Below are 26,280 nucleotides of genomic sequence, written 5' to 3'. Positions count from 1 at the left end.
AGAAAGAAATTGATGATACTGGATAGATCATGACCAGATGTGTACACACACTAGATAATACTATTTGGGCACACTACGTCTATTGAGTATTAGTTGAATTTAAGACCTTAATATTTTTCCATATCTCAATAAACTTAACTTTTATTACAGAATAAATATCGGGATTATAGTGAACAGCTAATGTAAGCACACCCGTTTTAGTTCCACGCACTTTTTGAGATTTCCGGGTTTTCAGCCATCAGACGGTACTCTTCCGGCGTCAGGTTATTCAGGGATTCATGGGGCCGCTCACCGTTATATTCAGCCAGCCAGCGCTCTGTAATTTCCCGTGCTTCATTCAGTGTTCTGAACAGATAAAAATCCAGTATTTCGGTCCGGTACGTCCGGTTAAAGCGTTCGATAAATGCGTTTTGCGTCGGTTTACCCGGCTTGATAAAGTCCAGCATCACGCCATGCTCTTCGGCCCATTGAGCCAGCGCCAGCGATATAAGTTCTGGCCCATTATCCATCCTCATCTTCAGCGGATATCCACGGTTTGCCACGATCCTATCCAGTACCCGGACAACACGCTGGGCCGGGATATTCAGGTCAATTTCAATGGCCAGGGCTTCCCGGTTAAAATCATCCACCACATTGAAGGTTCTGAAGCGTCTGCCGCAGACCAGCGCGTCGTGCATAAAATCGATGGACCAGCTCTGGTTCAGCGCCTCTGGGGTCGCCAGTGGAGCCGGATTACGCACCGGCAGACGTTGCTTTCCTTTGCGACGAAAATTCAGTTTCAGAAGACAGTAAATTCGGTGAACACGCTTGTGATTCCAGGTATTCCCCTGCCTGCGCAATACCTGAAAAAGCTTCTTAAATCCGTATCGTGGATAGCGTTCAGCCATCACTAGCAGCCCCTGGATCACCGATTCATCACGCCGGGTATCTGGCTGGTATAAAAACACCGTCCTGCTCAACGATAACGTCCTGCATGCCTGACGTATGCTCATCGCAAACTGCGAGGTCAGATAACTGACGAGCTCACGTTTTATCGCTGGTTTTAAAGCTTTTTTTCAATAACATCTTTTAGCGCCCGGCATTCCAGACTGAGGTCGGCAAACATCTGTTTGAGCCGCCGGTTCTCGTCTTCCAGATCTTTGATCTTTTTAATATCAGCCGCTTCCATCCCGCCGTATTTTGCTTTCCAGTTGTAATAGCTGGCTTCGGATATAGCGGCTTCGCGGCAGACATCTTTGACGGTTCGTCCGGCTTCGACGGACTTCAGAACGGCGATGATCTGGTGTTCAGTGAATCGGATCTTGCGCATAGCGATCTCCTCAGGGGACATAGTTAGTATGTCGGAAGATCTCTAAAAGTGAATGGTCCGTATTGCAGGGATACTTACAATACCCTCACACGGGAAAAGCAGGTGATCAGATTTGGGGCAAAATTGGTTAGCTATCTGCGTTCCCCCAAAATGCCTCTTGGCGGCGTGAAAATCCGCAGCCTCAAGCCCGATGACAGCTCCTCCACGCTTCCGATGCATTCAGCCTGGACTTATTTAAACCACCGTTAAATAGACTTTCAGTTGCTGTTGAGGCCTCGATGAATACCTGATATTCATCGAGGCGTGTTGAACAAAAACACATCACCACATACCAGACAAGGTTAACAAGAATGCGACATCACTCGGTGGCCGACCTAATCAGAGTAACCGTCATTACTGCATTGTTTTGTCTTACCTTTTCTTCCATCGCTGCTCTACCGGATGTTTCGCTCAAACACCAGCAATTCGAAGGACTAATCAGAGAACCGCTTTCATTACAGGTCACACTGAATAATGGTGAGCCAGCACTACTCGATGCATTCGTCACCCGGCCAGTCAGCCAAACGAAACTCCCGGTAGTGGTGATTACTAATGGCACCGTGGGTACTGCTGAGTTTGATCGCTGGGAAATAAACCCAAATCGTGAATCGTCCACAGCGCTTGCCTTTGCGCGCCACGGTTATGCGGCGGTTACCGTTCTGCGGGAGGGATACGGTTATTCAAGCGGCGGAGCTGAATATTCAGGCGGCTCCTGTAAACAGCCTCTGCATAAGCTGGCAGGTGAAAAAGACACAAGAGATATACTGGCTGCGCTTGAAGTAATAAGGCTCCAGCCCTGGGCTTCTCCAGATAAAGCAGTTCTGGCAGGCATGTCAGCAGGCGGTTTTGCTGTTCTGGCAACCAGCGCGGTTAACCCGCCCGGTGTTCAGGCTATCATCAATTTTGACGGTGGTAGAGGTTCCATCGACGGCAAATCACTTTGTGATAGAGCCGGTCTGATTAACGCATTCACCACTTATGGCCTCACTGCTCGCATCCCTTCACTGTGGCTCTATTCCAGCAACGATCAATCTTTCACGCCAGAAATGGGTAGAGCCTTTTCTGAGGCCTATCGTAGCGGTGGAGGTAACGCTGCATTTATTGAAATGCCTGCTTTTGGAACGAATGGACACGTCTTTATGGATACCGCACCAGAAGATTTCTGGTGGAAAACCGTTGCGGGATTCCTTGCGCAGCAACACTTGCCAGTCGATGAAGTCGTCTCCTTACCGACAGTACACCTTACTTCCCCCGCAAACCTTAATAACCTTGCGGGCAAAAAAGCGTTCAGGAAATACGAAGCGGCACGGCTTTATGAGAAGGCATTTGCGACAGGAAAAGACGGGGCATGGGGAACGGCATATTGGGCACGGACCGGCCATGAAGCGGCTGATACCGCCGTCAGAAACTGTGAAAAATTCCAGCCAAAAGGGGCTGCCAACTGTACTGTCTATGCCATCAATGATGTGGTGGTAACACAGTAACGCTGTCGCCAGTCCTTAATAAAGCTTCAGGACTGGCGTTTTTCTCGTGGGAATTTCCCTTTCAATCGATTAACGAGAAAGCCTTCTCCGATCATCCAGCCCTCCTCTTTTGGGCTGGGATTTTCTATATAATTTCCCTTGAGCGCGTATTCGCTCTCACGAATGCGCTACAGCAAAACAATACCAGTGCAATCAAACAGGCTGTTGCCTGTATACCACCTAGCGTGGTGACAGGGGGAAACGGCAGCACAGAGCCCAGCCAGGTTGTCATCGCCGCCATTCCCATCGTCAAGAAGCCAAGTAGCGCAGACGCCAGACCCGCTTCTTTTCCGAAAGGACCCATGGTTATTGCCGTTCCCAGTGGATTGGCTAAGCCCATTCCCCAGAGGAACACGATCATGGAAAAGGTATACCAACTCAGGCCTGGAGCCTTCGGCCCAAACAGTAGCAAACTCCCGCCGGCTAACGCGATAGCGAGCCCCACCGACGCTATCCTTCGCGGTCCATAACGGTGGGCAAGTCGCGGCGCGGCCATACCCGCACCAAAGACAACGAACACGGTGGAGGCGAAATAAAGCCCGGCCTGAAAACAAAATGCTAATGGCCGAAAGCCCCGCCAAGAGTGCAACAATTTTTCCGGTTAATCGTGGGGCGTCAAAGGAATACGTTTTCGCCATAATGACAGTACTCATGGTGGTCTTACGGTAATGACGGCGTGGAAATATGTGCAACGCAGCAGACGGGATAACGCTCGCCACCTTATGTGACGAGCGTTTTTATAGGGATGACGGTTTACACCGATACGGGTTTATCGATGTGCTTCTTATTCTCTGGGCGTATTTTGAACCAGATGGCATACATCGCTGGCAGAAACACCAGTGTGATGATGGTGCCACCAAACGTTCCGCCAATCAGGGTATAAGCCAGCGTTCCCCAAAACACCGAGTGCGTCAGCGGGATAAACGCCAGAATGGCGGCCATTGCCGTCAGTAACACGGGGCGGGCTCGCTGCACCGTCGCCTCCACCACCGCATCGAATGGCGAGAGCCCTTCTTGCTCGTTGTGATGGATCTGCCCGATAAGGATCAAGGTATTGCGCATCAGGATACCAGAGAGCGCAATCAACCCCACAAGCGCATTGATGCCAAACGGCTGATTGAAGAGCAACAGCGTCGGCACCACACCAATCAGCCCCAGTGGTGAAGTGAGAAACACCATCACCATTGCCGACATTGAGCGCACCTGTAGGATGATGATCAGTAGCGTGATGGCAATCATGATCGGAAACAGCGGCGCCATTGCCTGAGTGGCTTTCCCTGACTCTTCAATCGGGCCAGCCTGTTCAATACGGTATCCGGCGGGAAGCGTATCAATGATGGGCTGTAGCTGTTTCAGGATCGCCATAGAAACATCCGGCGGCTGGCAGCCTCCAGAAACCACCGCGAAGACGTCATAACCCCACGAACCTGAGAGTGGACACCGCAACACTAAACGAGGTGTCGCGGCGGGGAGCAAAGCCTGTGGCAATACGCCGTTACGAAAACAGAAGTAATGCTTACGGATGAGTGTGGTTAGTGACACTTGTGTCCATGGTTGTCTGTATATTCTGACGTATTGCTGCATTATTACTCTAAGAGAGGTTGCACGATTTCATAGTGGTGCCCGACAACGATGATTCGGTTGTGGCGTTACGGGCCTGCTTTCGATACATCTCTATACCCTAAATCATTCGAGTTGCGGTGTGATGGGTATCTCTCTTATATGGAGCAGTCACATGGTCAATAACAGAACGCAGGCATCATCCATGCTGGTGATGTCGAGAGTCATGGTGTTGATGATCGGTTCCGGTGTGTTGAGTTCATGCGCTCACACACCTCGTGAATGCAAGGATATTAGCGGGTTACTACAATCGCACGGTGTCACCGACACGTCCACGGGTCTCCCCGTGCCCGACAAAAGCATAGAGCAATGGAAGGCGGAACTACGACAGATAGCTCTTTCTCAGGGAATTACGGCGGATACCTTTGATAACGCGTTGGCTGGTCTGACGCCGGACACCGACGTGGTAGCCGCCACACAAAAACAGCCTGAGTTGGTCACTCCCGTGTGGACCTACCTTGAACAGCGGATCACGCTGGAAAATATTGCGCAGGGGAAAACGCTGCTTAAGCAATACGCGGACGTCGTGACGCGCATCAATCAGCGCTATCAGGTGGATCCGCCACTGCTGTTCGCCTTTCTCTCCATTGAAAGTCATTATGGTGCCAATACCGGCAACAAAGCGGTCATACGCTCACTGGCCACGCTGGATTACTACAATTATCGTCGTGCGTTTAACCGGCAGAATCTGATCGCGGCGTTACGTATGATTCAAAACGGCAATACGCGGCCAGAACAAATTAAAGGCTCCTGGGCTGGAGCAATGGGGATGCCTCAGTTCATACCGACCTCTTACTTGCAATATGCCGTTGATTTTGATGGCGATCGCCACCCTGATATCTGGACCTCTTTCCCAGACACGCTGGCGTCGGTGGCAAACTATATGCAGCAGGCTAAATGGAAGGCGGGCGTCCCCTGGGGGTTTGAAGTGAATCTGCCCACCGGTTTTGATTATTCTCTTTCCGGTATGGATAACCAGAAAACCGTCGCTGACTGGCAGGCGCTCGGGGTAAAAACCGCTGTGCCTAGAGATCTGACAGCGCTGTCTTCGGAGAAAGCCTCGATATTGCTGCCGACAGGGAAGAATGGCCCGGCGTTTCTGGTGACGGAGAATTTCCGCGCCATTCTGCGGTATAACAATGACGTTTCCTATGCGCTTACTGTCGGCTTGTTGTCGGATAACTACCAGCACGATGCGCCGGTACGCAAACCGTGGCCGCGGCAGGAAATGCCGTTAACACGCAAAGAACGCGAGGCGCTGCAAATTCTGTTACAGGAAAAACAGCTCTATCAGGGTGCGATTGACGGCAACATTGGCCGCGGCACCACGCAGGCGATCCGCGCCTACCAGCAACAGGAAGGGTTACCGCCGGATGGCTACCCCGACCATGCCTTGCTTGACAGGCTGCGCTGCCAGTAAACATGGGCGCTCAATGTGAGCGGGTAACGCCGAGCGCATGGCAAACGGCTGGCGGCGGAATGACGTCAATCGAGCAATCATTCTCGGGGAACAACCCCCCTCAAACATCATGACTTGCCGCAGCAAAATAAAACGCGCTATCATCGCCGCGGCTATTCACTTTTACATCTTTTGATTTTCACCTTCGCTGAAGTTTTTCAGCGCGAATTTCTCTGCCTGCTCCCGACGATACCGAGTCAGGCATTATGATGTGAAAGGCCTTGTTCTATGTGTACACCTCAGATTCGTAATTTCTGCATTATTGCCCATGTCGATCATGGCAAATCCACCCTCGCCGACCGTTTTATTGAAATAACCGCCACCGTCGCTCAGCGTGACATGCGTGAGCTGCTGCTAGATTCGATGGAGATAGAGCGGGAACGCGGTATCACGATCAAATTGCAAACCGTGTGCATGAGCTATCAGGATGAACACGGCCAGCCGTATCAGTTCAATCTGGTGGATACGCCGGGGCACGTCGATTTTTCTGCGGAAGTCTCCCGTAGTCTGGCCGCCTGTGACGGCGCTATTCTCCTGATTGACGCCACGCAGGGCGTTCAGGCACAAACCATCGCCAACCTCAATCTCGCTCAACAAGCCGGGTTAACCATTTTGCCCGTCCTGAACAAAATCGACAGCCCACAGGCTAACGTGCCGCAGGTAATGCAGCAGTTAGCAGATATTCCTTCGCTGGATATCACTACCGTGCTGTCCGTCTCGGCCAGAACCGGAGAAGGCGTGGCGGCGGTGCTGAGTGTTGTTGCTCACCGCTTCCCGGCGCCAAAAGGGATCGCTAATGCGCCGCTGCGCGCGCTGGTGTTTGACTCACATTACGATCCCTATCAGGGCGCAATCATGCACGTTCGCGTGGTGGATGGCAGCGTTCAGGCAGGATCAACGCTGTGTTTTATGTCATCCGGCACGTGTTTCGACGTCACCGAAACTGGCGTTTTTTCTCCCCAACGCCAGCCTCGTCGCGTCTTGAGAAAGGGTGAAGTGGGTTATCTCGCTGCCGGATTGAAAGATGCCGCCGCGATTCGGGTGGGCGATACGCTAACCTTAGCCGATCGCCCCGCGACAGAACCGGTTGCGCGCTATCAGAAAATAAAACCTGTCGTATTTTCTGGGCTCTACCCCGATGCGGACGACGATCTGAAAAGCCTGCGCAACGCCATGAATAAGCTGTCGCTTAATGACGCGGCGTTGCACATGACTCCCGATGTGTCCGCCTCACTGGGTGCCGGTTTCCGCTGTGGTTTTCTTGGAATGTTACATATGGATATTGTGCGCGAACGGCTCAAACGCGAGTACGGCATCTCCGTGATCGCCACCGCGCCCAGCGTGGAATATCGGGTTACATTGCATAACGGCCAGAGCCAGACCATCGATAATCCGGCACATTTCCCCGGTGAAGAGACGTTAAATTTTGTCGAAGAACCCTACGTTATCTGCACGATTCACTCACCCCAGCGCTACGTTGGCACACTGATGGAATATGGCGCATCGCGGCGCGGGGAATTTATCGATATGCAATACCTTGATAATGGTCTGGTGGCACTCAACTGGACATTGCCGCTTAGCGAAATGGTCTTTGGCTTCTTTGATGCTCTGAAATCACTGACACAAGGCTACGCGACGTTGGACTACGTGTTAGATGGCTACCGACGTTCCGATTTGGTGCGTTGTGATATTTATCTTGATAGCCAGTTAGTTGATGCTTTCTCTTTCATCATTCCCCGTCACAAGGCCTGGCCGCGAGCAACCGAGATCGTGAAAACGTTGAAGTACGTGATTCCACGCAAGCTATATCCCGTCCCTGCTCAGGCCAAAATAGGCAATCGCGTCATCGCTCGCGAAGATATTCCCCCGCTACGCAAAAGCGCACTGGCACAAGGCTTTCAGGGTAGCCTGTCGCAAAAACAGCGCCTGATCCGTAAACAGCGGGAAAACAAAAAACACAATACTGGGTTCTCAAAACGAGATATTCCGCGTGAGGCGTTTATGGCTATTCTGGCACTTGATGCCTAGTTATTGACGACGCAAACACAGCGATCGGGCGGATATCGCGGCAAGGATATCCGCCCTTCATTTCTCCGCGGGCTTTTCCCTGCCCGCCGATGAAGGACAGTATCTTTTATCCTGCCGATAATTTATCCTCTCCCGCCTTTTGTTATGACATAAAAATTAAGCCTGCATATATGATCTCATCACCCGACGCAACGCCGACGCCAGCGCCCTCTGCGACGTCAACGCTTGCTGTATTACGCTCGCCCTCGCTGCTAATGCGCGAGGTTTTGGCGGGCACCATCACCGCGCTGGCGCTTATCCCAGAGGTGATTTCCTTTTCCATCATTGCGGGAGTTGACCCCAAAGTCAGTCTGTTTGCTTCCATCGTATTATGTTTCACCATGTCCTTTCTCGGTGGCAGACCGGCGATGGTGACGGCGGCGGCGGGTGCCGTGGCGCTGGTTATCGGTCCGATGGTGCACGCGCACGGCGTGGCCTATATTCTGCCTGCGGTGATCATGGCTGGGATCGTGCAGATTCTGTTTGGGCTGGCCGGATTGGCGAGGATGATGCGCTATATTCCCCGCTCGGTGATGATCGGCTTCGTCAACGCGCTGGGCATCCTGATTTTTGCCGCGCAGGTGCCGCATGTTTACGGACAATCCTCGCTTGTCTGGCTGCTGTTTGCGCTGACGCTCGCGATTGTTCTGCTGCTGCCCTATGTGGTGAAAAGTATCCCCGCGCCGCTGGTTGCCATTGTGTCGGTGACCGCGATTGCGATTTTTACCGGCATCACGGTGCCTAACGTCGGCGATGCTGGCCCGATGCAGCCCGGATTGCCGGACTTCACCCAGTGGCTGGTGCCGTTCAATCTTGAAACACTGCACATCATCTGGCCAACCGCGCTGAGTATCGCCTTTGTCGGGCTGATGGAATCACTGTTAACCGCCAAACTGGTCGACGACATCACGGATACCCCGTCCAGCAAGCGCCGTGAGTGCTGGGGACTGGGCGTTTCCAATATCTTCGCCGGATTTTATGGCGGCATTGCCGGGTGTGCGATGATCGGGCAGACCGTGGTCAACGTGGAATTAGGCAAAGCGCGCACGCGCATTTCCACTCTCGCCGCCGCGCTGGTGCTGTTGTTGCTGGTGACCGGACTAAGCGAAATCATGGCGAAGATTCCGATGGTGGTACTGGCGGGCATTATGATGATCGTCGCGCTGAAAACCATGAACTGGCATAGCCTGCACCCCGCGACGCTGAAACGTATGCCGCTGTCGGAAACGCTGGTGGTCATCGTGACAGTTATTGCGACCGTCTCGACGGGCAACCTCGCTATCGGCGTGGCAGGCGGCGTGATCTTTGCCATCCTGCTGTTTGCACGCCGCGTGGCGCACGTCATTCACGCGGAGCGTCAGGTGAGCGAAGACGGCCAGTCGGTGCACTACACGGTACGTGGGCCGCTCTTCTTCGGTAGCAGCAACGATCTTTTCGAGCACTTTCTCTATGCGCAGGACCCGCAGAACGTCACCATCGATCTGACGCACGCTCAAATCTGGGATGCCTCCAGCGTGGCGGCGCTCGACGCAATCGAGACCCGCTATCATCGCTACGATGCGAAAGTCGCGATCGTCGGGTTAGATACCCATAGCACCAAAATTCACCAGCGCCTGTCAGGACATCTCTAAGTCACCCGGCGTTCGAAGACGACTACCGTCTCGGACGCCAGCGTTGACAACCCGCACATCTCTGTGATTAGACTCAATGATAAGCAGGCTAACTTAAGGAAAGGGTTGATGAAAATTACCGACGTGCGCGTGATTCTCGCGAATCGATATATGTTTGTTGAGGTCACCACCGACGAAGGGCTAACGGGCATTGGCGAATCTGGTGCCTGGGGCTTTCTTGATGCCTCAAAAGGTGCCGTCGAGGCATTGCGCACGTATCTGATTGGGCAGGATCCGTTGCGTATCGAACACCATTGGCAATATATGTACCGCTGCTGGCATTTCCGCGGCGCCGCCATCATGGGTGCGATCAGCGCCATCGATATCGCCCTGTGGGATATCGCGGGCAAATATTACGATACGCCGGTTTATAATCTGCTGGGCGGGCGCTGCCGCGACAAGGCGCGCGTTTATGCCCATGCGGGTGGTCGCACTACAGAAGAAACCATCGCTAACCTGAAACAGGCCAAAGCTGACGGCTTTACCGCGATTGGTCATCTGACGCCTTTTCTGGATGAGTCACGCGACGCGCCCTACTTCACTACTCACGCCAAAGAGATCGGCGAAGCCATCGAGCGCATCGGCCTTTATCGGGAAGCGGTCGGTAACGATGTCGACCTGTGTATCGAAGTTCACCGCCGTCTGAAACCCGCCGATGCTGTGGTGTTCGCACGCGGCATTGAGCCGTTTTATCCCTATTTCATTGAAGATCCTATCGGCGCGGATAACTTCGATTCTATGGCTGAAGTGGCCGACAAAATCAATATTCCTATCGCCACCGGTGAACGCCTGAATAATCCACAGGAGTTCGCGATGCTGATTCGCCGCAACGCGGTCGCCTATGTACGCCCTGATGTCTGCATGTGCGGTGGGATTACCGGTGCGAAAAAAGTGGCCGCGCTGGCAGAAGCCAACGATTTAATGGTGGTGCCACACAACCCGCTCAGCCCGGTGTCTACTGCCGCCTGTTTGCAGATCGCCGTCAGCATTCCCAACTTCGCGCTGTTGGAATATCCGGGAGATGACCAGCCGGCACTGTCGGAAAAATTTGGTGCGACTGGCGTAGAGAACGGCGTGCGGAAAAAAGACGTGGTGAAGAACACCTTCAAGTGCGTGGATGGATTTATGGAGATCCCGACGCAATCAGGCATCGGTATCGAGCTGGCGGACGATCTGGAGAACCGCTTCCCTTATCGCCGTCGCGGCCTGAAAACCCGACTGCACGTCGACGGTTCCGTCGTCGATCAATAACCGTGTTTCGGCAGGTCGTGGCTACCAGATATCGCGCCACGACCTGCCGTGTTGCTCTTAGGGCGGTGTCTGATTTGCCATTTTCCGTCCTTCCCACTGCATCAGCAGACTCAGCGCCGCAGGCAGAGCAAGCAATGTCAGCAGCGTCGCGACCATCAATCCGCCGATAATCGCGTAGGCCATCGGCCCCCAAAATACCTGATGTGCAATCGGGATCATGCCGAGAATCGCCGCCAGCGCCGTCAGTATAATCGGGCGTGAACGGTGACTGGCCGCATTCACGATCGCCTCCACCACAGGCTGTCCGTTTTTCACGTTCAGATCGACCTCACCAATCAGAATCACCGCATTACGAATGATCATCCCCGCCAGCGCAATTGCCCCCAGTAAAGCCACGAACCCCATCGGTGTACCCGTCGGCAGCATCGCCGCAACGATACCAATCAGGCCAAACGGCGCGGTAAGGAACGCCAGCACCATACGGGAAATCCGCTTCAGTTGAATTATCAATAACACCAGCATCACTAGCAGCGTCACTGGCAGCACTGCATACACGGAACCATTACCCTTGTCGGACTCCGCCGCAACGCCGCCTTCCGTGATGTGGTAACCCGCAGGTAATGAGGCGCGATAACGTTCAACGTCAGGTGCCAGTTTTTCAGACAGCGCAGGTGCCCGCACGCCCGGCGCCATGTCCATTTGCACCGTAATAAACGGTTCGCGCTGACGACGCCAGATAATCGGATCCTCAACGCCATACGTAACGGTCGCAATCTGTCCCAGCGGTACGGAACGTCCATCCGCAATCGGGATTTGCAGATTGGCGATCGTCGCAACGTCTCTGCGCTCCTGCGGCGTGCCGCGAACGACCACATCCACCAGCCGATTGCCATCACGCACCGACGTCAGCGTCGAACCGGAAAATATCGCCGCCAGCATACTCGCCACATCCTGCGAACTGATACCTACGGCGCGCGCTTCCGTCTGATTCAGCACCACGTTCACGGTGCGTTCAGGTTCACCCGCCGTCAGATTCACCTCACGAACGTCGGATTGCTTCCCTACCAGACTGGCAAGCCCCTGCGCGATATCGCGGACACGTTGACTGTCCGGTCCCGCCACCCGATATTTAAGCGGCCAGCCCACTGGCGGCCCCAGCTCCAGTGCAGACACGCGCGCCACAATGGAACTAAAATCCTGCGCCAGCACCTGCTTCAACCGTGCTGCCAGCGCATCCCTCGCATCCAGATCTTTTGCCACCACCACCAGCTGCGCGATATTTTCGTGGCTCAGCAAGACATCCATCGGGAGATAAAAGCGCACCGCGCCCGATCCGACATACGTGGAAAAATGGTCAACATCGGGATCGTTTTTCAGCACGGCTTCCAGCCGTTTCGCCTGCGTTTCCGTCGCCGCCTGTGAGGCATTCGCCGGTAGCGTCAGGCTGACCAGCAGTTCCGGTCTGTCGGATGCAGGAAAAAACTCGCCCTCCAGTCGGGTAGCACCAAACAGCGAAATGACCAGAAGAATGAGAGTAATAGCTAGCGTCATTCCCCGGTGCGCCAACGCGTGCTGGAGCCACTGGCGATACAGTCGCCCCAATCGTCCCGGCTCGTCGTGATGGTGGCTAAACGTTTTTGGCAACAGCCAGACACCAAGCAACGGCGAAAAGAGAATCGCGACAATCCAGGAGCTCAGCAACGAAATCAGAACCACAATAAAGAGCGAAAAACAGTATTCCCCCGCGCTGGATGCAGCAAATCCAACCGGAATAAACCCAGCGATCATCACCAGCGTCCCCGTCAGCATCGGAAATGCCGTGCTTTCATAAGCCCAGGCCGCCGCGCGTTTGCGATCCCAGCCCTGCTCCAGCCGTGACACCATCGCTTCCACCGTAATCATGGCATCATCCACCAGCAGCCCCAGTGCGATAATCAGCGCCCCCAGCGAAATGCGCTGTAGCCCGATACCGGTGATTTCCATACCGATGAAGGTCATTGCCAGCACAATCGGGATAGAGGCGGCCACCACCAGTCCCGCGCGGCTGCCGAGCGACACAAACGACACCGCCAGAACAATGGCAACGGCCTCCAGCAGCACTTTTACAAAACCGCCGACAGCCCCCTTCACCACCTCGGCCTGATCGGCCACGCGTGTCATCTCAATCCCATGCGGCAGTTGCGCAGAGAGCGTATTCATTTTTTCGCGAATCGCCTGACCGAAATGAAGCATGTTGCCAGTGGGTGCCATTGAGATCGCCAGGCCAATGGCCTTCTCGCCATTAACCCGAAACGTCGGCGACGGTGGCTCGGCCGTTTCACGATTAATCGTGGCGATATCGACCAGCGGGACAAATTTTCCGCCGATGCGTAACGTAATCTGACGCAGGCTCTGCTCGGAGGTAAACGCGCCGCTGACGCGCACGGCGATCTTCTCATCGTCGGTGCGAATAATACCGGCGGGCGTGACCGCATTCTGCGCTTTCAGTGAATCGATAACCTGCTGCGCATCAATCCCTAATCCAGCCAGTCGTCGGGGAGAAAACGTCACCACAATCTGTTCTTCTTCCACCCCCAGCATATCGACCTTACCGACATCCGGTACGCTCAGTAACGCAGAGCGAATATCCTCAACGCGATCGCGCAGCTCTCGCGGCGAGAATCCCTCGGCGGTGAAGCCATAAATCGTACCGAACGTGTCATCAAACTCGTCATTAACGGCTGGTGGGCTGACGCCATCAGGGAGCGAACTGGAAATATCCGTCATTTTCTTACGCACTGTATACCAGATATTCGGCACGGCAGACGGCGGCGTATCATCACGCAGGTTAACGAAAACAACCGACTCCCCGGCTCGGGTGTAGCTCTCGACATAATCGAGGTACGGTGTTTCCTGTAATTTTTTCTCCAGCTTATCGGTGACGAAATTGACCGTATCGCCCACCGTCGCGCCCGGCCAGGCGGCAGACACCACTGCGGACTTGATGGTAAACGCCGGATCTTCGTTGCGGGGCAAACGTTGATAGCTCATCACGCCTGCCGCCATAATGACCAGCATCATAAAGGCGACCAGTTGCTGATTCGCTAATGCCCAGGCGGACAGGTTAAAACGTGCGGTCGATTGCGGTTCTTGTGCCATTAGCGACGCCCCTCTTCATCCAGCCGAATTTTCTCATCCGGCCGTAGTTTGCTGACGCCAGCGGTTACCACGCGGTCGCCTTGTTCCAGTCCTCCGGAAAGGAAGATCGCCGTGTCGCTATAGCGGGCAACGGTAACTGGCTGCAAACGTACCGTCTGAGTCGCAGAATTCACGACATAGACAGCAGGTTGATCGCCCTGTCGGGTGAGCGCAGAAGCGGGCAGTTCAATAACGGCAGTATCGGACTGCTGTATCGCACCATTCACGCTGGCACCCAATACCATCGCAGCGGGCGGCGAGGTTAACGTGACTCTCACTCTAAAAGTACGCGTAACGGGATCGGCTTGCGGACTGATATCCCGCACGCGTCCCTCAGCCTGAACGTTCGGCTCAGACAGCAGCGAAACGCGGATAACGCGCGAGGCAAGTGACTGATTGACCAGCCGCTCCGGCACGTCAAACACCGCATCGCGTCCGCCCAGAGAGGCCAACTTCACCACCTCTTGTCCAGCGCTCACTACCTGACCGGGGTTTGCGCTGACCGTCGTGATGACGCCGTCCTGCGCGGCTGTGAGTTGCGTATAGCCGAAGCGTTCCTGCGCACCTTTCACCGTTGCCTGCGCGCTTTCACGACGGGAAGCCGCTGCATCCCAGTTTGCCTGCGCTTCATCAAGCTGTACCCGCGCAATCGCCCCGCCCGGTGCCAGCGCCTTCATGCGCGAAAAGTTGCTTTTCGCCAGCCGTTCCGCCGAGATGGCGCTGGCTAAATCCGCCTGCGCACTGCGCAGCTGATTTTCACTGTCGCGCGCATCGAGCGTCGCAATCACATCGCCCCGCTTCACCGACGCCCCCACATCCACCAGACGATTAAGGATGCGGCCATCCAGCCGGAAACCTAACGCCGTTTCTTCATGTGGGCGAACTTCCCCCGTTAACGTCACGGGTTCCCGGTTCATCGCAGGCATAACCACCAGCGTTTTCACCGGCCTGACGGGCGGTGGCGCAGGTAAATCATCGGCGCTGTCGCAGCCACTAAGCAGCAGGGCTGACAGCAGACAGAAGGCAAAACGACTGACCATCATCGCATCCTCTCACTCATCAGATAACATCAGAACGAATACAGAACGGCCAACGTGGCGCTGGTATCATTCCGTCGTTCCACCACCTGACTATCAGCAACCTTGTCAGTGAGCCAGGTTGAGGCCACCCCGACGTTCGTTGACCAGGCGGGGCTAAATTGATGCGTCCAGTTCGCGCCCAGCGCATAGCCGTAAACGCCTTTTCCAACATGGTACGCGGCCAATCCAGAGCGCTGACTCTGCTGCTGCGTCACGCCGTAGTAAGTTTGGTTAAAGCGAGCATCCCCCATCAGCACGTCCGCCGACAGCGCCAGCACATCGTCTTTTGCCGCAGACTGCCATACCGTGCTCTTTGCTCCGACGCGATACTGGTTTCCCCTTTTTGTCTCACTCAGCGCAAATTCGCCGCTCGCTTCCAGCGCCAGCCACGGCGCAAACTGATACCCCGCCGTTACGGTGGTGGTGACCGATCCTTTAACCTTACCCATTCCTTTCAGTCGGTTTGAGCCTGCGCGCCATTGGCTGTTTTTGTCATCCCTTCCCATGTCGTAGCCAATCGCGTGATCCAGATAAAAACCGGAAGGCGATTGATATTGCCAGCCAATGCCGTGCGTGGAATCGAAATAGAGTGGGCCGCGCTGAATGGTCAGTACAGGCAGAGCGTTGGTTTGACGAGCTTTACTCCCTCGATAACGCGGCGCATTCTGGGCGGCAACGCCCACGGTCACATCCGTGTGATCGGCCAAAAGCGAGGGCGACGATGCTTCCGACTCCGCAGCGAATGCAGTGCCAGATAGCACGATAGCGGACAGACTGGTGGATAAAATCATTGTTGTTATGTTCATACATCCCCTCTTTAACGCGATAATCTTGCACCGTGGTGTTTCCCCGGCGGGTGCAAGGTAATTGGTGTTGGCTTTTCGGCACCGTGGCGAATTATGCTGATGCTTAGTCAAGAAACGATTTGTGGTTTTTTAAGATTTCATCAAGAGGTCGTGATGGCAGAAAAACGGGTGTTAATTATTGAAGACGACATGGACGCCGCCAGCGTGCTCGAAGCTTATCTGCGACGCGATGGCTATCAGGTTTCTATCGCGTCTGATGGACAAAAAGGTCTGCACATGGCGCTGACCAGTAAACCCGATTTGATTTTGCTGGATGTGATGTTGCCGAAGATGAATGGCTCTGAGGTGCTGTCCGCCCTGCGTCAGCGCAGTAATATTCCGGTGATTATGGTCACCGCCATCGGCGACGAGCCGGAAAGAATTGGCGCACTGCGCTACGGTGCGGATGATTATGTCGTCAAGCCTTACAACCCGCAGGAAGTGGTGGCGCGCGTGCAGGCCGTGCTTCGGCGCACCGGCTACGCCATTCGGGAAGAGGCGATCCTGACATTCGAAAATTTATCCGTTGACCCGAGCTCCGTGACAGCAAGCATCGCGCTATCACCATCCGAATCCGTGGTTCTCGACCTTACCCCCACTGAATTCAATATTCTGGTGACGCTGCTCAAAGCGCCAAACCGCGCCTTTACACGGGGCGAATTACTGGAAGCCAGCCTGCCGGAAAGCGACGCGCTGGAACGTGTGGTGGACACTCACGTCCACAATCTCAGGAAGAAGCTCAACCAGCACAACATCATCAATGTGCTTGTCACTGTCCGTTCTGTCGGCTACCGATTCCGGTGAACCTGATGAAAAAATCGATCTTTCTGTCAGAAAAAATGTCGCTGTGGCGCTGGCTGTGTTTCCGTATTATTTCTCTGCTGCTCGCCACCCTGCTCATCATCGCTACCCTGATGTGGCTGCGCTTCGCCGTCAACAATGTCTACGTCGAACAGCAGATGCCGGATGAGGTGCGAGCTGAGTTTCAGCTGTTAAGCAAAGAGAAAGATTACGGTAATCCTCGCTACCAGCAGATTATCAATCAGTATTACGGCCCGGATTTCTTTGTGCCGAATATTGCCAGCACCGACTGGCTGGTGCTCTCGATCATGGTTCTGATCGCCTTGCCCATCGTCGTCGTCGTGGTTTTGTGGCGGGCGAGGCCGCTGTCACAGCAATTTTCCAATATTGCCAGCGCCGCACGCGACGTCGCTCAGGGAAAGTTTGACACGCGCACGCAGCTTGTCGAACAGGCGCCGATGGAGCTGGTGACGCTGGCAGACGACTTTAATAACATGACCGCACAGCTGGAGCGCTACGAGCGGGAACTGCGTGAATCCAGCGCGGCGCTGGCTCACGAACTGCGTACACCGTTAAATGCGGCGATGGGGCGCGTTCAGGGCATGCTTGATGACGTCTTTCCACGAGATAAATCACAGCTGACAATGGTCATCAAACAGCTCGAACAGCTCAACCACGTCATTCAGGATCTGCACTTCCTGTCACTCGCCAGAGCAGGACAGCTGCAGTTGGTCCACACCCCTTTCTGCTTCGATGAGCTCATCACTGAGCGACTGACCTGGTATCGGCCGCAGCTAGAACAAGCCGGGTTCCAGACGCATACGCATATTGAACAACGCGACTTTTGCTTTGCCGACCGCGAACGGTTAGGACAGGTGTTCTCGATTTTGATTGAGAATGCATTAAGTTACGCCAGCGATGGCCGCTATCTGGCAATTGATGTACGTGAAACGACGCTGCGTGAAAACGCGCCGTGCTGGCAGATTACCGTTTCCGATCGCGGTCCGGGGATTGAGCCAGAATCGCTGCCCCTGCTTTTTGACCGCTTCTGGCGTGCAGAGCATTCGCGTGGACGGCACTCCGGCGGCAGCGGGCTTGGGCTATCTATCGCGTCAGCCATTATCACTGCACATGGCGGCGCTATTTATGCAGAACACGGCAAGAATGGCGGACTTGTCATCATAATGACGCTGCCTCGTAGTACCTGAAAAAACTGTACCTAAAAGAACGGTACCTGAAAGAACGGTGCATTATCAGTAATTGCCAATAGTTAAAAAGCATAGCGAAATTATTGCTATGCCTTCCCTCCGGGAAAAAACATGGCAAACCGTGGCAATACTCATCGGCTACATGACGGGGTAAATGGAACAACCCCAGACACCACGCCCTGTAGCGAAACAGGCCGCGTACCAACGCGGTTTTTCATCCGCGTTATTCTTATATTTATCTGGAATGAGATAAGACGAAAAAAACTAATTTCATTATAAGTATTTCGCTACTCTGCATGAGCGAAATATATCGCCTCGATTAAAACTCAATCATCAAGGTAACTATAATGAAACGTTCACTTCACCAGGTATTCATGGCGATCACGCTGATTAGCGCCTCCTTTTTCAGTCAGGCCGCCGACACACAAACCTCGACATGGCAACACATCAAACAGACCGGTGAGTTACGCATCGGTGTGGCACAGGGCGAGCCCTGGTATTTTAAAAATCCGTCAACCGGAGAATGGGACGGCATCGGCTATAACATCGGAAAAGAGCTGGCAAACGATCTTGGGGTAAAACTGGTGACGGTGGAAACCACCTGGGGCAACGCCATCGCGGCCTTACAGACTGGTCAGATCGATACCATGTTAGTGCTCGACCCAACGGAAGAGCGGAAAAAAGCGGTCGATTTTCCTGAGCAGCCCTTCTTTTGGTATGCACAAGGCGTGTTGATTCGCGATGGCATCGCCGTCACCAATTGGGACGATCTCAATCGGGAAGATGTCAAAATCGGCGTCACGCTAGGCTCCAGCCCCGACCTGATTCTGACCAAACGTCTGCCAAAAGCGCAACTGGTGCGTTTCCCGAATATGGATGAAGGCGTGGCCGCGTTCTACGCTGGCCGGGTCGATGCGCTGTCCTATTTCCACCCTGCGCTGGCGCTGCAGCAGGCTAAAGTCGGCAAGGGCAATCTGATTCTGCCGAAGCCGATTATTGAGGTCAGCACGAGCGGGGCAATCCGTAAAGAAGCCGATCAGACTTTCCATAACTTCCTGAATGACGAGTTTGCCAAGCTGTATAAGTCCGGCAAGACGCAGCACTACTATGAGCAGGCGCTCAAACTGCGCGGCGTTGACGTCAGCAAAGTGCCATCGGTCATTAAAGAAGACTGGAAATAAGCCCGAAGCGGTTAAAGCGACAGTCCTGAACGGATTCAGGACATCTGCATTAGCGGGGTCAGCAGCGTGGCGACATCCTGACATTGCTCCAGTTCGGATAACGCCGCCGTTGCCTCCGCAACCGTTGTTGGGGCAAGTCGGGACGAGAGATTCTCCGCAAATTTCGCCATGATGCGGCTTTCCGCCAGCGGGTGTTCTGCACTGCCGAGGGGAAACGCAATGCGCTCACCGCCTACAACACTTCCCCGCGTGACGACATCAACCTGCAGCACCGGCCGACGCTCCTGCGCCATCAACTGATCAAGTTCGGGAGAAACCTCAACGTGAACCTTATCGGCCAACGCCAGAAGTTCCGGGCTGGTTAAGGTGTCGTCCGCACTCCAGTGATGGCGCGGAATACGATAGGCCAGACACGCCAACGCAAACGGCAGGCTGAACTGCGCATCTGTCGCATTTTGCGGCCGTGCATCCATAAAATCAGCGGCCAGCCTCTGGCTTCCTTTGACCCGAATCTGCTCAATATCCTGCGGTGCAAGCGCCAACTCATGCTGTATTCGTTCGAAGGATTCCAATGCGGTATGTATCCAGCGACAAGCTGGATAGGCCTTGAAACTGGCGTGCTGGATCGCCCACGCCTCTCCCAGGCCAGCAATCAATGCCGCTTCATCAAAGCGGTCAGATCCCATCATGCGCCAGAATCCCTGCTCGCCGGACAGCACATCTCTTGGCCCGATAATCCCGCCGCGATGTAGCTCTACCCCACGGACGCCGGCTTCCGCCGCAGGCGCGTTGTAATCCTTAAAAGAGACCAGCGGCCGCTGCTGCCAGTTGTATTTGTGCAAGCTGGGCAACGGCGTCAGCGACGCCGCCAGACCGATGGCGTTCTCTAACCCTGTGGCGTCACACCCCGTGAGTAAACCGTAGGCCACCGCTGCCCCGATCGATTCATGCTGACACACGCCATAGACCTGCTGAAAACGCGCCGGACTCGGTTGCTGAGACTGAATGATCCGGCCATTGATTTCATACGCCGCGGCCAGCGCGCAGATCAGCGTTTTGCCGTCGATCGGACGCGTACCGACTGCTGCCAATGCGGCGGCAACCAGCGAAGCGCCGGGGTGCCCCATACCGCGTCCGGCAACCTCATAGCCATCATCGTAATCCAGCGCATTGATCGCTGCCGCATTCAAAAACGCCGCTCCAATAGCACCCAGCGGTGCGCCACCGTCCAATATCGGGCTGTTGCCTGCCGCATAGTGCAGGCGAGCAACGCGGGCGCAGTCTTGCACCACCAGGCTACCTGCACCGGCAATGCCGCAGCCCAGACTGTCGATAAAATGCAGCGCGATTTTTCTTCTTAACGCAGCGGGAATGTCCTGAATCGTCAATCGGTGGGCAAAGGTCGCGAGGCGCAACGTCAGAGGGAGTTCATCAGCGTGAGACATCGGCATACCGCCATTCTTTTATAAATAAAAGGAATATTAGCACCACGTTTTATTATTTATTTATCATTTTTTCGACCTGCTAAGATGCATCGGTTCTAACAAAATAAGAAATGTATTTCCTAATTACGTTGTTTCCAGGGGCGCTATTTTATGTCTTATCAGTGGGATTTTTCCGCCATCTGGCCTTACCACCAGTTGCTGTTGGAGGGGCTATGGGGAACGATAAAGATCGGTGCCACCAGCATCCTGATCGGGATGGTGGCTGGCATGGTGCTTGCCGCCATGAAAATGTCGCCCCGGCGGCTCTTGCGCCTGCCCGCCGCGATGCTGATTGGCTTTTATCGTAATACGCCCGCGCTGGTGCACTTCTTCTGGATTTACTACGCCCTGCCCGTCATTACGCCGTTAACGTTTTCGCCTTTCACCGCCGCCGTGATCGCGTTGTCCGCACAGTCCGGTGCCTTTTATGCCGAAGTGTACCGTGGTGCGATTTCCTCGATTCACGCGGGGCAATGGGAAGGGGCCAAAGCGCTGGGTATGCCGAAATCGACCGCATTGCGTCGGGTTATTCTGCCACAGGCGTTACGCCGGATGATCCCGCCCTTTATTGAGCGCTCGTTTGAACTCATCAAATCGACATCGCTGGCGTCCTCTCTGGCCTACAGCGAGCTGCTTTATCAGGCGATGCAGATAAACAGCCAAACCTACCGACCGCTGGAAGTCTACAGTCTGGTGGCGGTGATGTATTTCACCCTGCTGCTGCTGATTAGCCTGTTCAGTCAACATATTGAGAAACGGCTGTCGCTGGCAGACCGTCGGCTCGTGTAAGGAACATCATGCACTATCAATGGGATTTCTCGCTGGTCTGGGACAACCTTCCCGTGCTGCTGAAAGGCCTCGGCGTCACACTCGAACTCTGGCTGCTGGCCGGTGTGTTGGGAACCGTGCTAGGGCTGGTTTTCGGTCTTTTTCGCGTATTTGGCAAACGCTGGCTGTCGCTGCCTGCCAGAGTCTTTGTCGAAATTTTCCGTAATACCCCGGTCCTGATTCAACTGATCTGGTTTTATTACGCTTTTCCAGTTCTAGTCGGCATACAGTTCAGCACCTTTGCCGCCGCGGCGCTGGCTCTGACGCTGTATAGCGCGGCGTACTGTACGGAAATTTTCCGCGCGGGGCTGCAATCCATCGATCACGGACAGTGGGAAGGCGCAAAAGCGCTGGGCATGCGGCAGGCCGTGATCCTGCGGCGCGTGGTTCTGCCACAGGTGTTACGCAATATGCTGCCCGCCCTCACCAACCGGATGATCGAACTGGCCAAGGTGACCTCACTGGCTTCCATATTGGCCGTCAACGAACTGATGTATCAGGGCCGGCTGCTGAGCAGCACCTATTATCGTCCGCTGGAAATCCTGACGGTGGTCGCGCTGCTCTATTTCATTTTGATCTGGCCAGGGAGTTACCTTGCCGCACGACTTGAACGTCGTTTCCGTTCAACCCCCTAGTCTGACAGCGCCACAGGATTGCTATGAGTGAAACTATTACCTTGAATGAAAACAGTACTTTGAATGAAGATATCGTCCTGCGCATTCGCGGGCTTCAGAAACGCTTTGGTGCCGTTGAGGTCTTAAAGGGGATCGATCTGGATGTACGCCGTGGCGAAAAAATTGCCATCATCGGCGGCAGCGGATCGGGAAAAAGCACCCTGCTGCGCTGTCTGAATTTTATGGAGATCCCCAGCGCCGGCACCATCGAACTCGATGGCGTGGTACTGGGAAAAACCAATGCGCAAGGCCAGCGTGATTATCCCGAAAAGCAGCTGTGCGCCGTGCGGGAACGCGTGGGCATGGTGTTTCAGCAATTCAACCTGTTTCCCCATCTGACCGTGCTGGAAAACGTGCGTGAAGCGCTGGTGTCGGTGAAGAAAATGCCGCGACATGACGCGGATATCATCGCCAAAGCCCAGTTGGAAAAGGTCGGGCTGAGCAACAAGCAAGAAGCCCGCCCCGGCAGCTTGTCCGGCGGTCAGCAGCAGCGGGTGGCAATTGCCCGTGCGCTGGCGATGTCACCGGAGATCATGCTGTTCGATGAACCGACATCGTCACTGGATCCAGAACTGGTGGGCGAAGTGCTGCACACCATCCACGCGCTCGCAGAGGAAGGCCGTACCCTGCTGTTAGTCACCCATGAACTGGGATTCGCCTATCACTTCGCCGACCGCGTTATCTTTATCGAAAATGGCGTGATCCACGAAATGGGCAGCGCCGAGCAGGTGCTCAAAAATCCGCAGCAACCCCGTACCCAAGCCTTTCTCGCCCGCTTTGCCGAGCGCGCCTTTTAACTCATCATTCAGGAACAGCACGATGCAACCCACCTTATCCAGCCAAAGCAGTCAGGCTTATTTGCAAGATCCGCGTAACCGCGACGTACAGGTGTATGTGAATGGGGAATTTGTTCATCGCGACAACGCGGTGGTGTCGATCTTTGATTCCGGCTACGTGTGCGGAGATGGCGTATGGGAAGGCTTGCGTCTGGTTAACGGTCGCCTGATTGCGCTGGACGCCCATCTGGATCGCCTGTTCGACGGCGCTGCCGCGATCCAACTGGATATCGGCCATAGCCGGGAAGCGCTGACTGATATTCTCCATAAAACGCTTGCCATCAACGGCATGACCGATGGCGCGCATATTCGTCTGATGATTACCCGAGGGAAAAAACATACGCCAAATCAGGATCCCCGCTTTATTATCGGCGGCGCCACCCTCGTGTGCGTGGCAGAGTATAAAGTCGTCGATACGGCGGCGAAAAAGCGTGGCCTGACGCTGTTTACTTCAACCTACCGCACCAGTACGCCAGACGTCTTCGATCTGCGGCTGAATTCGCACAGTCGGCTCAATCTTATTCAGGCGCTACTACAGGCGTTGCAGGCGGGTGCGGATGAGGCGCTGATGCTGGATCCGCACGGTTTTGTCGCCAGCTGTAACTCCACCAACTTTTTTATCGTCCGCCGCGGTGAACTGTGGACATCATCAGGCCGCTACTGTTTCAACGGCATTACCCGCCAGACCATTATCAACCTTGCAGAGGCAAACGGGCTGAAGGTCAAGGCTCAGGATTTTACGCTGGCAGAAGCGCTTACTGCCGATGAAGCCTTTGTCACTGGCACGCTGGCAGGCATCACCCCGGTAAAAGCGCTGGACGGTCGCCCGTTTAACACCGAACACCGCCCGGTAACCGACCAGCTCAGCCGCTGGTATGAGGCGTATCTGCACGCGCAGTGATAATGAGCGGCTGATTTCTCAAGTAATAAGGAAAAGGACAACATCAGCCACTTTTTTTGAGTTTCACTCTTACAACCCGTCACTTGGGGATATGCTCGACAAACCCGCATCATTTTATTCTTTGGTTCAAGACGGAATTGTGGTGTGGAAAGTCAACCGTGACCATGAGCCCGCCTTCTGCAGACGTACTTAGGTATACGTTGCTGTTGTGTTGCTGCGCAACCGCTTTGACGATTGCAAGTCCCAGCCCGCTCCCACTTTGCGTCTGATTAGGATCGCGAAAAAATCTATCGAACACGCGCTCCCTCAATTCAACGGGAATACCGGGCCCTGCATCTGAGACACGTAACTGCATGGATTGATCTAATGATCGTACCTCTACCTCAACCCGTCCGCCCTCAGGGCTGTACTTCACGGCATTTTCAATGACGTTATCAATCAGCGACATCAGGCGTTCCTTAACACCGGTAACCCAAACTTCATCATGGGAGTAGAATTCAAGTTCAATCCTGCGCCCAGCCGCTAGCGGTGCCAACACGGCCATTCGCTCTTGTATGAGCGTCGTCAGCGGCACAGGCTCCATAACCGTGTCAATGCGCGCTTCGCTGTGCATCAACAGCAGCAGCTGATTAACGAGACGAGCAGCACGGCTATTGCTGCGAATAATCCCCGCAAGCAACGCCTGTTGATTATCGCTGCTTATATAGGACTGCAAAGCCTCAACATTGATACGCATCGCAGCCAGAGGGGTACGCAGCTCATGAGCAGCATCTGCAATGAAAACCCTTTCCCTTTCAGCACTTTCTCGCACCCTGGCAAGAAATATATTAGTCGCGTCCACCATTTGGCGAAGCTCCCTGTGCTTTGGTACTTCTTTTAAAGGAGAGAGATCTTCTGGAGTGCGTAAGGCAATTTCACTTACCACCTTGTTCCAGGGGCGCATTGCAATGCGGATTGACAGCCACGCGGGAAACAAAAGAAAAGGAATGCATACCAGCAGCGGCAATATGTAGTATCCACGCGAGTTCAGGTATATAAAGAAGTTCCAGCCTCCGGCAGGGGTGACCAGCGTTACCTCCGCATCGGAGTTCGCGGACTTTAGTGTACGGCTAGTCCAGGTGCGACCATCACTCTGAATGTTCTGAATTTTCTCATATCGGGTGTTTCTCACCCCCACCGGAGCGCCGTCAGATGAATAAATTATCTCTTTATTCTTCCGAACGATTAGGCTGATTGACAGTGCTGGATCTTCCCCTCCGCCATAACCTTCCTGCAACGCCTTGCTGAATTTTTCCAGCACATCGGTTAGATCCTGCGGGCGATCCCCCATACGATCAACCAATGTAAGAATGGTTTCGTAAGTCTTGTTGCCCAATAGCATAGCGGGGCTGCGCAAGTTCTCCCATAAAACGTAGGTCAGAAAAAGACACCAAAGCAGCGTAAGCAATAACATTTGGGCGATAATAATTCTCCGTACGAGCGTTGGGATTCTCAGGTGGCGCCAAAAATTGCGCATCAACCAGCCCCCTTCTGAATCGGTACGGTATCAATAACATACCCTACGCCTCTCACCGTTCGCACATAGCCCTCGCCGATTTTGCGGCGCAAATTGCCCATATGCACATCGAGAGGATTGCTCATGTTTTCTTTTGCACCGAATATCTTTTCTTCCAGAAACCGTCGTGTAAGCACGCGGTCAGTGCGCAGCATTAACGTTTCAAGCAGCGCGTATTCACTTGCCGTCAAATCAACATTACGTGTACCCACGGCCACGCGTCGAGTCGGCACATGGAGAGATAATCCTCGAATTTCTATCACCTCATCCTGAAAACCGTAACTGCGCCTCGCAAGTGCTCTCACTCTGGCCAACAACTCGGCGAGAACGAAAGGTTTGACGAGATAGTCGTCCGCACCAGCATCCAGCCCAGTCAGGCGATCTTGCAGGGTACCTCGGGCAGTCAGGATGATAACGGGGATCCCCTTGAGCTGCTGACGCAGACTCGCCATCAGGCTCATACCATCACCGTCGGGCAGACCGAGGTCGAGCAGTACAAGTTCTGGCACGCAGAGATCGAGTTGATGCAGCGCATCCACTTTACGGCGCACCCATATAACATCTAATCCTTGATCTTCAAGGGCAATACGTACGCCATTGCCGAGATCGAGGTCGTCTTCAATTAGGAGAATGTTCACAGTAGTTACTTTATCAACAGTGAATGAAGAACGTCTGAAGAAAAAAACGGTATCAGGAAATCGACCAGATTTGCAGCACAGTACTGACTTCAGCATTTCTTCATTTTTGGCTCATGAGAACTTCAGGGTGAGCAT

19 protein-coding genes and 2 pseudogenes are annotated in these 26,280 nt (G+C 54.3%); 12 read left to right on the top strand and 9 right to left on the bottom strand.

All coding sequences use genetic code 11. The annotated features are described in order from the left end of the window. Positions 1-197 precede the first annotated feature (197 nt). Positions 198-1,309 (bottom strand): IS3 family transposase gene (locus I2D83_RS07965; RefSeq protein ID WP_205946711.1). Its coding sequence is split into 2 segments (ribosomal slippage): positions 198-1,048 and positions 1,048-1,309, totalling 1,113 coding nucleotides; the frame shifts between segments, so codons are not numbered across the junction. A gap of 350 nt (positions 1,310-1,659) precedes the next feature. Between I2D83_RS07965 and I2D83_RS07960 the strand changes: the two genes are divergently transcribed. Beyond that, positions 1,660-2,832: a dienelactone hydrolase family protein gene (locus tag I2D83_RS07960; RefSeq protein ID WP_181828958.1), complete on the top strand. Its 1,173-nt coding sequence runs from the start codon at positions 1,660-1,662 to the stop codon at positions 2,830-2,832. A 124-nt stretch (positions 2,833-2,956) separates the two neighbouring features. Here I2D83_RS07960 and I2D83_RS07955 read toward each other — a convergent pair. Both I2D83_RS07955 and I2D83_RS07950 read right to left on the bottom strand, forming a co-directional pair. Further along, a pseudogene (locus tag I2D83_RS07955) lies at positions 2,957-3,418 on the bottom strand (MFS transporter); the annotation flags it as partial. 206 nt (positions 3,419-3,624) lie between these two features. Then, positions 3,625-4,257 (bottom strand): annotated as a pseudogene (locus I2D83_RS07950) (efflux RND transporter permease subunit); the annotation flags it as partial. A 349-nt stretch (positions 4,258-4,606) separates the two neighbouring features. Here I2D83_RS07950 and I2D83_RS07945 point away from each other — a divergent pair. The 4 genes from I2D83_RS07945 to I2D83_RS07930 all read left to right on the top strand — a co-directional run bounded on the left by I2D83_RS07945 (position 4,607) and on the right by I2D83_RS07930 (position 10,938). After that, entirely contained in the window at positions 4,607-5,911 is a 1,305-nt protein-coding gene (locus I2D83_RS07945; protein ID WP_205947848.1) for a lytic murein transglycosylase, read from the top strand. A 267-nt stretch (positions 5,912-6,178) separates the two neighbouring features. Beyond that, positions 6,179-7,978, top strand: a complete 1,800-nt coding sequence (gene lepA, locus I2D83_RS07940) for a translation elongation factor 4 (protein WP_205947847.1) — start codon at positions 6,179-6,181, stop codon at positions 7,976-7,978. 170 nt (positions 7,979-8,148) lie between these two features. Beyond that, the gene (locus I2D83_RS07935) at positions 8,149-9,648 is read left to right on the top strand and encodes a SulP family inorganic anion transporter (RefSeq protein ID WP_181844652.1); all 1,500 of its coding nucleotides are present in this window, start codon (positions 8,149-8,151) and stop codon (positions 9,646-9,648) included. Between the two features lie 108 nt (positions 9,649-9,756). After that, a complete protein-coding gene (locus I2D83_RS07930; protein ID WP_015840886.1) occupies positions 9,757-10,938 on the top strand; it encodes a mandelate racemase/muconate lactonizing enzyme family protein in 1,182 nt (393 codons plus the stop codon). 57 nt (positions 10,939-10,995) lie between these two features. Here I2D83_RS07930 and I2D83_RS07925 read toward each other — a convergent pair whose 3' ends face one another. Genes I2D83_RS07925 through I2D83_RS07915 form a run of 3 tightly spaced genes read right to left on the bottom strand, consistent with a single transcriptional unit; the run spans position 10,996 to position 16,000 of the window. Next, positions 10,996-14,076 (bottom strand): efflux RND transporter permease subunit, encoded by a 3,081-nt coding sequence (locus I2D83_RS07925; RefSeq protein ID WP_205947846.1) that lies wholly within the window; start codon positions 14,074-14,076, stop codon positions 10,996-10,998. Next, positions 14,076-15,158, bottom strand: a complete 1,083-nt coding sequence (locus tag I2D83_RS07920; protein WP_181844648.1) for an efflux RND transporter periplasmic adaptor subunit — start codon at positions 15,156-15,158, stop codon at positions 14,076-14,078. Before I2D83_RS07920 ends, I2D83_RS07925 begins: the two co-directional genes overlap by 1 nt. Positions 15,159-15,184: 26 nt before the next feature. Beyond that, positions 15,185-16,000 (bottom strand): MipA/OmpV family protein, encoded by an 816-nt coding sequence (locus I2D83_RS07915; RefSeq protein ID WP_181847829.1) that lies wholly within the window; start codon positions 15,998-16,000, stop codon positions 15,185-15,187. 153 nt (positions 16,001-16,153) lie between these two features. On the opposite strand from I2D83_RS07915, the gene I2D83_RS07910 reads away from it, so the two are divergent. The 3 genes from I2D83_RS07910 (at position 16,154) to I2D83_RS07900 (ending at position 19,229) form a co-directional block, all read left to right on the top strand. Continuing rightward, positions 16,154-16,843 carry a response regulator transcription factor gene (locus I2D83_RS07910; protein ID WP_015840890.1) on the top strand — a complete coding sequence of 230 codons (690 nt, stop codon included), beginning with the start codon at positions 16,154-16,156 and terminating at the stop codon, positions 16,841-16,843. A 5-nt stretch (positions 16,844-16,848) separates the two neighbouring features. Continuing rightward, the gene (locus I2D83_RS07905) at positions 16,849-18,048 is read left to right on the top strand and encodes a sensor histidine kinase (RefSeq protein WP_205947845.1); all 1,200 of its coding nucleotides are present in this window, start codon (positions 16,849-16,851) and stop codon (positions 18,046-18,048) included. Between the two features lie 347 nt (positions 18,049-18,395). After that, positions 18,396-19,229 carry a transporter substrate-binding domain-containing protein gene (locus I2D83_RS07900; RefSeq protein ID WP_015840892.1) on the top strand — a complete coding sequence of 278 codons (834 nt, stop codon included), beginning with the start codon at positions 18,396-18,398 and terminating at the stop codon, positions 19,227-19,229. 35 nt (positions 19,230-19,264) lie between these two features. Here the strand turns inward: I2D83_RS07900 and I2D83_RS07895 are convergent, their stop codons facing one another. After that, positions 19,265-20,674, bottom strand: coding sequence for an MmgE/PrpD family protein (locus I2D83_RS07895; RefSeq protein WP_205948158.1), 1,410 nt, complete (start codon positions 20,672-20,674; stop codon positions 19,265-19,267). Positions 20,675-20,824: 150 nt separating this feature from the next. On the opposite strand from I2D83_RS07895, the gene I2D83_RS07890 reads away from it, so the two are divergent. Genes I2D83_RS07890 through I2D83_RS07875 form a run of 4 tightly spaced genes read left to right on the top strand, consistent with a single transcriptional unit; the run spans position 20,825 to position 23,952 of the window. Next, positions 20,825-21,502, top strand: coding sequence for an amino acid ABC transporter permease (locus tag I2D83_RS07890; RefSeq protein WP_205947844.1), 678 nt, complete (start codon positions 20,825-20,827; stop codon positions 21,500-21,502). A gap of 8 nt (positions 21,503-21,510) precedes the next feature. Further along, positions 21,511-22,176 carry an amino acid ABC transporter permease gene (locus tag I2D83_RS07885; protein WP_015840895.1) on the top strand — a complete coding sequence of 222 codons (666 nt, stop codon included), beginning with the start codon at positions 21,511-21,513 and terminating at the stop codon, positions 22,174-22,176. A 23-nt stretch (positions 22,177-22,199) separates the two neighbouring features. Next, on the top strand, positions 22,200-23,012 hold the full coding sequence (locus I2D83_RS07880) for an amino acid ABC transporter ATP-binding protein (protein WP_194430437.1): 813 nt from the start codon (positions 22,200-22,202) through the stop codon (positions 23,010-23,012). Positions 23,013-23,034: 22 nt separating this feature from the next. Then, positions 23,035-23,952 carry an aminotransferase class IV gene (locus I2D83_RS07875; protein ID WP_205947843.1) on the top strand — a complete coding sequence of 306 codons (918 nt, stop codon included), beginning with the start codon at positions 23,035-23,037 and terminating at the stop codon, positions 23,950-23,952. A gap of 109 nt (positions 23,953-24,061) precedes the next feature. Here I2D83_RS07875 and I2D83_RS07870 read toward each other — a convergent pair whose 3' ends face one another. Next, positions 24,062-25,468, bottom strand: coding sequence for a sensor histidine kinase (locus I2D83_RS07870; RefSeq protein ID WP_205947842.1), 1,407 nt, complete (start codon positions 25,466-25,468; stop codon positions 24,062-24,064). Beyond that, positions 25,468-26,145, bottom strand: a complete 678-nt coding sequence (locus I2D83_RS07865; protein ID WP_015840899.1) for a response regulator — start codon at positions 26,143-26,145, stop codon at positions 25,468-25,470. Before I2D83_RS07865 ends, I2D83_RS07870 begins: the two co-directional genes overlap by 1 nt. Positions 26,146-26,280 lie beyond the last annotated feature (135 nt).

The organism is Pectobacterium aroidearum (assembly GCF_015689195.1).
GTDB lineage: Bacteria > Pseudomonadota > Gammaproteobacteria > Enterobacterales > Enterobacteriaceae > Pectobacterium > Pectobacterium aroidearum.
The sequence above is the reverse complement of the archived record's forward strand: the minus strand, read 5'-3'. Positions and strand labels throughout refer to the sequence as shown.